Source organism: Yersinia rohdei ATCC 43380 (assembly GCF_000173775.1).
In the GTDB taxonomy this organism is placed as follows: Bacteria; Pseudomonadota; Gammaproteobacteria; order Enterobacterales; family Enterobacteriaceae; genus Yersinia; species Yersinia rohdei.
Map to the genome: position 1 here is coordinate 1 of NZ_ACCD01000089.1, position 438 is coordinate 438.

Consider the following 438-nt stretch of genomic DNA (forward strand, 5'->3'; position numbering starts at 1 on the left):
GGCTGGAACCTGGCGGCTGCGGGTACCGGTGGTGTTTCAGGTGATACGATCAATACCTATAAATTTACCACCACAGCAGCCCTAAAAACTGCGCAAGATGATCTTAAAACTGCGACTGATGATGTGCCTGTTAAGCAAAAGGCCTATGAGGCTGCATTTGCTGCCGATCCTGCTGATGCTGGGAACGCGGCGCTTAAAACTGCATGGGATACTGCCAAGACCTTAGTAACGACCAATACTGGCTTATACAATACAGCACTGAAAACCTCTACAGATGCGGGTGAAGCGGTAAATGGCAACGCCCGTACTGTGGCAGCCGAAGGTTTTGATGTGCTGAAAGGCCAAGTTGCTGCTGCTGGTACCGCTGCGGGTACGACTCCGTTGGCCGATATCGATAAAGCACTGAAAGCGGTTGATACTCAGCGCAGCGTGTTAGGT

1 pseudogene is annotated in these 438 nt (G+C 51.4%); it reads left to right on the forward strand.

Annotation, left to right across the window (positions count from 1 at the left end):
• Positions 1-438, forward strand: a pseudogene (locus YROHD0001_RS0119180) (flagellin FliC); the annotation flags it as partial.